This is a genomic window from Oleidesulfovibrio sp. (genome assembly GCF_047973035.1).
Lineage (GTDB): Bacteria > Desulfobacterota > Desulfovibrionia > Desulfovibrionales > Desulfovibrionaceae > Oleidesulfovibrio.
The window spans coordinates 73,126-81,326 of record NZ_JBKEBF010000018.1; the positions used below are offsets into that span (position 1 = coordinate 73,126).

11 protein-coding genes are annotated in these 8,201 nt (G+C 48.0%); 9 read left to right on the forward strand and 2 right to left on the reverse strand.

Features of this window, described 5'->3' with window-relative positions:
• Window positions 1-63 precede the first annotated feature (63 nt).
• From ACK5LI_RS05385 to ACK5LI_RS05425, 9 genes are all read left to right on the forward strand, one after another.
• On the forward strand, window positions 64-321 hold the full coding sequence (locus tag ACK5LI_RS05385) for an alanyl-tRNA synthetase (protein WP_416946972.1): 258 nt from the start codon (window positions 64-66) through the stop codon (window positions 319-321).
• Between the two features lie 123 nt (window positions 322-444).
• Window positions 445-864 (forward strand): iron receptor, encoded by a 420-nt coding sequence (locus ACK5LI_RS05390; protein ID WP_416946974.1) that lies wholly within the window; start codon window positions 445-447, stop codon window positions 862-864.
• Between the two features lie 11 nt (window positions 865-875).
• Window positions 876-1,241 carry a DUF488 family protein gene (locus tag ACK5LI_RS05395; RefSeq protein ID WP_416946976.1) on the forward strand — a complete coding sequence of 122 codons (366 nt, stop codon included), beginning with the start codon at window positions 876-878 and terminating at the stop codon, window positions 1,239-1,241.
• 189 nt (window positions 1,242-1,430) lie between these two features.
• A complete protein-coding gene (locus tag ACK5LI_RS05400) occupies window positions 1,431-2,150 on the forward strand; it encodes a hypothetical protein (RefSeq protein WP_416946978.1) in 720 nt (239 codons plus the stop codon).
• Window positions 2,151-2,174: 24 nt separating this feature from the next.
• Complete coding sequence (locus ACK5LI_RS05405; protein WP_416946980.1) at window positions 2,175-4,235, forward strand: terminase gpA endonuclease subunit; 2,061 nt, start codon at window positions 2,175-2,177, stop codon at window positions 4,233-4,235.
• 11 nt (window positions 4,236-4,246) lie between these two features.
• Window positions 4,247-4,450 carry a DNA-binding protein gene (locus tag ACK5LI_RS05410; protein WP_416946982.1) on the forward strand — a complete coding sequence of 68 codons (204 nt, stop codon included), beginning with the start codon at window positions 4,247-4,249 and terminating at the stop codon, window positions 4,448-4,450.
• Window positions 4,451-4,477: 27 nt separating this feature from the next.
• Window positions 4,478-4,732, forward strand: coding sequence for a hypothetical protein (locus tag ACK5LI_RS05415; protein ID WP_416946984.1), 255 nt, complete (start codon window positions 4,478-4,480; stop codon window positions 4,730-4,732).
• 118 nt (window positions 4,733-4,850) lie between these two features.
• Complete coding sequence (locus ACK5LI_RS05420) at window positions 4,851-5,684, forward strand: DUF5677 domain-containing protein (RefSeq protein WP_416946986.1); 834 nt, start codon at window positions 4,851-4,853, stop codon at window positions 5,682-5,684.
• 148 nt (window positions 5,685-5,832) lie between these two features.
• Window positions 5,833-6,888: a DUF3800 domain-containing protein gene (locus ACK5LI_RS05425; protein WP_416946988.1), complete on the forward strand. Its 1,056-nt coding sequence runs from the start codon at window positions 5,833-5,835 to the stop codon at window positions 6,886-6,888.
• Between the two features lie 98 nt (window positions 6,889-6,986).
• Here the strand turns inward: ACK5LI_RS05425 and ACK5LI_RS05430 are convergent, their stop codons facing one another.
• Together ACK5LI_RS05430 and ACK5LI_RS05435 are read right to left on the reverse strand one after the other, a co-directional pair.
• Window positions 6,987-7,931, reverse strand: coding sequence for a YozE family protein (locus ACK5LI_RS05430; RefSeq protein ID WP_416946990.1), 945 nt, complete (start codon window positions 7,929-7,931; stop codon window positions 6,987-6,989).
• 37 nt (window positions 7,932-7,968) lie between these two features.
• A partial coding sequence (locus tag ACK5LI_RS05435) for an IS3 family transposase (protein WP_416946081.1) occupies window positions 7,969-8,201 on the reverse strand: 233 nt, incomplete at its 5' end.

Below are 8,201 nucleotides of genomic sequence, written 5' to 3' on the forward strand. Positions count from 1 at the left end.
CAGCAGGTCGTCAATATGGTAATATCTTTTTATCCCGACAAGTTACACTCACAAGGAGACAAGATGAACACCATACAACGAGAAAAGCTCGCAAAAATAATGAAACGCGCATGGAAGCTGGCAAAGGAAGGCGCAAGTCGTTTTGGTGGAGTCTCAAAGCTGTACTTCCCCTGCGCCTTGAAAATGAGCTGGGCACTTAAAGACCGTACCCCCAGCGTATGGCGCAAGGATGTGGGCAATCAGTTCTGGATGGACTGCATCCCGTTGCCGCAGCAAACCACTAAACACGGACAGATATTCCTGCCTGGCATAGGTAAATAAAAAGGGCGGCAATGCCACTTGCCACCCTCGCGCCCATTTCGGGCAGCTGCGGAGCTAACCCCACAACCATTATGTACCCAAAGGTTGGCTCCGCTACCCGCAAAAGTCAAGCGGAGAAGATAGATGCAGGAATTAACCAAAGCAGAATTCCGGCAGATCAAAAAGGTCTGCAAAAAACAGGCAGAGGCAGTCATTACCGAAATGTACCAACGTTACGATGACATCTGGTGGAGGCGCATCCGCATTACGCAAAGCCTGTACGACCACGGGGAAGACACCGTGCGTGAAATCAACAGGTTGATGCCTAACCTACTCACTCACCAGCCTCATATTTCGCCCAGCGATGAAGTAGCGGCAGACTTCGGATTTGAAAGTGAAGATGCGCTCATAGAGTTTCTGCTGGCTTACACACCACGTGGCCCCATGAGGGAAGAAGTCTACGAAGGCCTGCTGGCACAAAGCTTGGCCGCGTACAATGTGCAACCTGCCCCAGAACACTCTGTAAATGCCAATAGCGGCGGCCTGGCCGACATTCCGTTTTAGGAGCCCGTAAAATGATTCAGACATCTTATTTCGGCAGCACAGCCCCAAAAGAGCGCAAGGTATGCATTGCCAAGTGGAATCGCTGGTGGAGCGGCCCCAGAGCTTCAGCCTTCGCACCTTCTAACCCGAAGGCTGAAAACTGGGCTGAAGCTTACAGGCAAGACTTAAAAAGCCGCTTTCCCACGGCAGAAAGCCTGCTTGAATATCTGCTTGCCATCGAGCAGGCGACACCAAACCCGATACTGTGCTGCTTTGAAAAAAACGGCGAGGAATGCCATCGGCGAATCCTTGCTGACTACATACAGGAAAAGCTTGGGCTGAATGTTCCTGAGTGGCAGCCAGCCCAAAGCCCTACGCAGCTTTCGCTGCTTGGCTAGAAACAAGATGAGGGAAACAGGTCTGAGCCACCTGCTTCCCTCAGAGTTGGAGCGCCAGCGCAGTTACGCGCCAGCACACGCCAAACATAAGCAAAGCGTAGACGCTCCAGCCGCAAAAAGCAACTGGAACACACCAGCGGAAGCATGCTCCGGCGGGCAAACAGACACACCAGATTACATGGGGAATATATGTCTAAAAATGTTGATGAAATGGTAGCGCAAAGTACAAAGACAGATGTGCAGGTGCTGCTATCCGCCAAAGAAAAAGCCAAGCGGGCAACGTTGGATGACCCCACCCCCGCAAATCTGACCGCGCTGGAGCGTGCCTCCAAGATGTTGGAGTACGCAATGCAGGCAAAAACGCACCTAAAAAACTGGCAAGAGGTCCTTACCCATGCAGAAGAAAACGGTCGCAAGCTGGGCAAAACCAAGCTGTATAAGGACATCAGCCTTGGACGTTTGAAAAAACAACCCGACGGCACTTTTAAAATGCGTGATGTTGACCGGTATATGGCTAGCCTTCCCCTTTCCGGCACTCCTGATGCCGTGGCGGCAAAAGCAGCGGACAGACAACGTCGCAAGGAAGAAGCCGACATCCGCAGGGCAGAGACAATAGCAGAACGCGAGGCCTTCGACCTTTCCATCAAAAAAGGCCGCTATGTCCCGCGTGAGCAAGTACACCTTGAGCTCGCAGCCCGTGCCGTCACCCTTTCTTCCGGCCTGCGCACCAACCTGGAAGCACAAGTGCTTGATCTGGTTTCTGCTGTAGATGGCAACCCCAAAAAAAGCAGTCTCATGCTTGAAAAGCTTGATGAGCTGCTTGACGAGGCTTTGAACGAATACAGCCGCGAAATTGAATTCGATGTGGCCTTTATTTCAGAAGCAGAGCTGCCTGCAGCAGCTGAATAGCGCATGTCCCAGTGTGGAGACGGAATGAGTCAAAAGACGCAACTAACGCTCTATCCCGAGAGCAAACGTAACCCGAAACAAGAGTCAGTGCGGCGTGTTGTTATTACAGCACGAGTGCCGCACTGGCTCTCTGCCGCCGTATCTGCCGATGTAGCAGCATTTGCCAGCAACAGCACCCCGCACATCCGGTTCTGCTTTTCAAAGGGCGAAAAAAAGATTCTGCGCAAGCGCAAGACCATATCTGTCAGCGTATGGGCAGAGCGCTATCGTATTCTGGAGATGTCCAGCATACCAGGCAAATGGAAAAACCTGTTTACCCCGTATCTGGTAGGCATCATGGATGCCGCCGGTATGCGCGGCATAGAAACCGTCATTGTCTGCAAAAGCCCGCAAACAGGCGGTTCTGAATCGGGGCACAACCTTGTCGGCTGGTGCATAGACCGAAGCCCCGGGCCGGTGATGTATGTGTTTCCCGACGAACTCACCGCGCGGGAAAACGCCCGCGACCGCATCATCCCCATGATTTCCGGCTCTCCCCGCCTGCGGGACTACATGACCTCGGCAGCGGATGATACCAGCAGCCTGCGCATCAATCTGTCCCACATGCCCATCTATCTGGGCTGGTCCGGTTCTGTTTCACGCCTTGGCAACAAGCCTATCCGAACGCTGATTCTGGACGAGCTGGACAAATACAAAAACCCGAAAAACGAAGCCACATCAGAGATTCTGGCAGAAAAGCGTACCACCACGTGGCGCAACCGTCGGCACATCATGAAGATCAGCACACCGACTACTGAAGACGGCCCCATCTGGCGAGCCTTTAAGGAAGAAGCAGGAGCCCGTTTTGATTACTGGGTGCGCTGCCCGCACTGCGGCATCCGCCAGTTTATGCAGTTTGACCGTATAGACTGGCCCCACAAAGGCGATACAGAAAAAAGCCCTTCTTCAGAAGAGGTTCTGGCCCAGCGCCTTGCAACATACCCTTGCGAGCATTGCGGCGCAGTATGGGACGATGGCGACCGCGACCGCGCCGTGCGAAAAGGCGAATGGGTAGAACGTACCTCCGGTCTTGACCTGTACTCACACATTGCCACGTACAAGCCTGTAAAGGTGGGTTTCCATATTCCTGCATGGCTTTCGTACTTTGTCAGCCTGTCAGAGGTAGCAGCCGCCCAGCTGAAGTATGATGAAACAGGCAAACTGGATGACCTGAAGAACCTGCAAAACCAGTACAAGGCAGAACCGTGGAGAGAAGAACACTCCATGCGGGCAGAAGATACCATTCTGGCCCTGTGCGACGATAGACCCCGCGGAGCCGTACCCGCCCCTGTCATCATCAAAGATGCCCCCACCCCGCGCGTTGCCTGCCTGCTGGCCGGAGTAGATACGCAAAAAAGCCACTTCCGCTACACCATACGTGCCTTCGGCTATGGCGATACAGAGGAAAGCTGGCTTGTTCAGGCGGGGGTTGCCCCGTCCTTTACGGCACTTAACGAAATTTTGTGGAACAGCGTGTACCGCAATGCAGAAGACACAGAGTATAAAGTGCGCGCCTGCATGATTGACGCAATGGGCGGACGCACCAAGGAAGTTTATTCATGGGCCATACGGCACAGGGGCCGCGTGTACCCGTGGCAGGGGGTTCGCGCTATGGCACAGCCCTATACCCCATCCCCGCAGGAATACTTTCCAGACGCAAAAGGCAACAAGGTTAAAATCCCCGGCGGCCTGAACCTGTGGCGCTGCGACACCACGTTTTTCAAAAGCGACCTGTCGCACAAGCTTTCCATAGCCCCCCAAGACCCGGGCGCATTTCACCTGCATACCAACGGCGAAGGAGTGCTAGATGCCTATGCCAAAGAGATGTGTGCCGAAGTATGGGACGATGAAAAACAGGCGTGGGTAAACCCCGCTGGCCGCCCCAACCACTTCTGGGACTGCGAAGTCATGTCGCTGGCGCTGGCTTACATCCTTAACGTGCGCCACTGGCCCAAGGCAGTAAAAAGCAAACCGACAGCATCACCCAATAAACCGCGCTCTGGCGGGCATAGCATTCAAGACCGCCTTGCCCGTGCGCGAAGATAACCGGAGACACTATGAATAGGTTCACCGACAAAGGAAAGCGCCTTAACTGGCGTAGCGCCTGTAAAATTCTCGGCTGCGGCAAAACAAAGTTTTACGACATGGTTAACACCGGCGCCCTGCCCGCCTACAGATGCAGCGCAGGCAAGCGTGGCCTGTGGGTTTGGGAGGCAGACTGCTACGCCCTGATCAAGCCCGTTGAGCCGGATTCACTATAACATCTGCCAACACCACAAGGAATCACCATGAGCATAGACACAACCTCTTTAGAGCTGACCATTCCCGCAGGGTGTGCCGCCACCTTTGCACAACTAGCCAGCTTGCGCGGCTCCTCGCCTTCAGATCTGTTTATAGAAATGCTGATTACCCTTTCGGCAGAGTATGGCCTGACTACCTGTCCCAGATGCTACAAAACGCGCCATCACCCTGCTGCACAGCGTTACAAGCTGCTGGAATGCCCTGCTTGTTCAGATAAGCCTCAGCCCCCGCAGATCTCATAAACACAGGAGGAAATCACCATGCTTATAGTCATCTGCCTTAAGTTATTGCATTCCAACTACCCTGCAACTAACATTAAAATTAATAATACGTCAGAAACCACGCTATAGGAGAGCAAGAATGCAAGCTCTGGGACCGTTCAGCGAATGGGAGAGCTTTAAAACGTTCAACCTACTTTCTGAAGAAGCATATGGCTTTTTCAATAAGACAACCCGCGAAAACCCACACATTCTTTGCGACAACAATTACCATCTATTCCAGCGTTTCAAGTATATTGCTGAAAACTTCAGTTACACTATCAGGATGTCAACAAGTTGGTGTTTGTTACTACCCGCGTTATCTCTTGTAAGAACTCGCCTAGAGCAAACAATCGTGTGTTCATATTTGACTTATGAAGATAAAAAAATTGGTCTTGAACAATATCTCAACTTTCACAAAATCGAATCGTATAACACTATGCAAAGGGCAACTCATGACGAACAAATGAAAAAAAATATTGCCAGCGTAATTAACACAAAAGAAGCATACGAATCTGCTTGTCACAGTCCAAAAAACATCACTCCAGAATACTTAGAAGGCGACAAGTTTTCTAAAAAATGGACTACGTTAAACCTAGAGTCTATGTCAAAAAAGAGAGATATATTCTCTCAACAAAAATCAAAAATACATCACCAACTAGAACATGACTACAGAACTATGTATGTACTCCTTAGCTCTGTTGTACATTCAACACCTTCGTTACTCATTGACGATTTCATATCTGAATTCGTGTACAAAGAAGAAATAGTATTAATGCCACCTCCATACTGGATGAAAATGGCCATGATTTGCTGCACTAAATACGACATTATACAATGCTACGAAATACTAAAATTTCTATCACTAGATTGTGATAATTTTTACATGAGCCTCATCAATGAATGGGAAAAAGAAAAAGATAAAATCAAAATATAACTGCAATATACCTCTTGCTATAGTACACTATTGCGCAGCAAAAACGACAATACGCTAGCCCCCAGTCATATAGTGTGCGGTGTTCTCTATCTTATCATTAATTGAAACATCTTTAATGCTGCTTCTTTCCCGCTGAGGAGGGACAACCATGTATGTTTATGCTGATGAATCTGGAAATACAGGAAAAAACATTTTTGATGCGCCTGCTTTTTTTTATCAGGGAGTGATTATGGCCGTTGAGGATATTGATCCGATTCTTAAACCACTCATTGATGAGTATTGTAAGGCGAATGGAGTCTCACGAACTCATGCCCATCAAATGCCCGCAGACGAAGTTAATTTGATGTGCTGGAAAATTATTGAGTTACTTGATGGTTTGATTTGGTGTCCTCATTTCGTAAGTATTTGCAAACCCTACCTAGCTCCCACCAAATTTTTGGAAACATTTTTTGATTCATTCGAAAATGAGGCTGTTCCTAATCAATGGTATAACCTGAATGGCAATAGGCTCTCCATGGCTTATGCTCTTGAAAAGATTCTAACATTAAAAAACAAACAAGAATTTTGGAGCGCTTTTTTAGAAAAGGACTACTTAACACTCAGTAATTGCCTGGAAAATGCCCTTCATTATTTACCTAGATACGTTAACGAGTCCTCTGACTTATATGATGTGCTTTGTGGAGGGCTGAAATACGCCCGAAGGAATGTTCATAGGTTCACGATACCAACTCAAGATAGCAAGCGACATGGATATAAAATACATTCCCCTAATGGCATTGGGTTTACAAGCGTGTTAGAGGCTGCCCATACATTCGCAAATAAACATCGTACAAAAGTAACTGCAATTATCCATGATCAAAATCAAGAGTTCAAAAAGACAATGGAAGAATGCCACGAGTTTTTTAAAAGTGGATATTTCATTGAAAAGCACCCAGATGTACCTCCTTTATGGGAACCAGCAGAGTTTGATCTTGGAAAATTATTATTAAAGCGCTCTGGTGATAGTCCAGCGTTACAAGCTGTAGACATTTTCACATGGATTTTCCAAAGGAAGAAAGATGTTCGATTTGACGAAATACGAAATGAGCTAACTAACCGTTGCGACCCATTTCACATATCTCCAGTGGTAGCTTTACTTATGGGAAAAGGGCTTTTAGGTGATGCTTTTTTTGAACAATTTAAACGTAAGGCTTTTGACATCTAGCTAAAAACGGCGGCGACACCAGATACCGCTATTTAAGATTAAACATAGGCGCCAAGAATAAGACAAAGACTTATCCTTGGCGCCTCACTGAGCGCACGCTAAGAAAGCGTAACACCCCACAACATCAACTTTTCTTTGATCTCTTCCAGCTGAAACCTTCCTATTTCTTCAGAGGCTGCCAAGCGCTGTAGCGCCGAAGATGACAGGCTGCTCAGTGGAATAGTGCTCAGATCAGAATGTGATTGCATCATTGCAAGACAGTCTTGATCTAAAAAATACACTTCACCTGAATCAAGATCCCACGAAATAGTAGTGTCCGAAATTTCGATTCTTTTCTGACATTCGCTGCACCAAGCATAGGGCACTATCCGTTCTGGATATTGATCACAATACTCAAGCCAAGCTTCCTTCAGCGTATCCATTGCAGCGCCACTAGCATGCAACCGCGCTAAATGCTGTTTCCAATCTTCATAGAATGAAAACCCTTCAGAAAATGCTGAATCATCATGAGTATCTCGGGCTAGATCCCCAATATTATCAGGGCGCTCCAACTGTGAAATCAGCCACCAATAAAAAGTAGCTCCCGACGCTTTGGATTTTATCTTCTTTAAATGTGCGACTCTCAACTTATTGTAGATTTCCGCTACCCTTTCACCAAAGTCGGAACGATCGCCTTCAGGAACAACCAAAATCCCTTCCCCACGAATAGTCACATCAAGTCCAATTGTTTCCATCGGGCCAGAGCCAAGATTCGTCCATGACAAGGCTTGTTCAAGGGCTTCACCTTTAAGCTTCTTGACTTGCCGCAATCTTTTCTTCTCTGCTGCAAGCAGCTTTTTCATGGTTTGTTCAGCCACATAAGTTCTAGAATGTAGAGTGTTCGTTTCCACATCTGGAACTCTTCCATCATCCACCATCCAGTTATAAAGAGATTCAAAAACAGAAATTTTATTATCCAGCTGTTCAAACCAGCCTTCTGGCAAACTTACAGTTTGAACACTCGGAACAGCCTTAATGACATCAGAAAGTGAACACCTGTACACACCGCCTCCTACTAAGTAATGAATCGCCACTAATTTACTAGACACCCCCAACTTTACTAACAAACTTTTCTTCAAATTTTATTGGAGATAAGTTGCCATTGTGTCCATGGCGGCGAATCGGGTTATAGAACATCTCTATATAATTAAATACGTCCTGCCGGGCCTCTTCCCGGCTTCTGTAAGTTTTCCGCTTAATTCGTTCTCGTTTGAGAAGTTGAAAGAAGCTTTCTGCAACCGCGTTGTCGTGGCAGTTGCCACGTCGGCTCATAC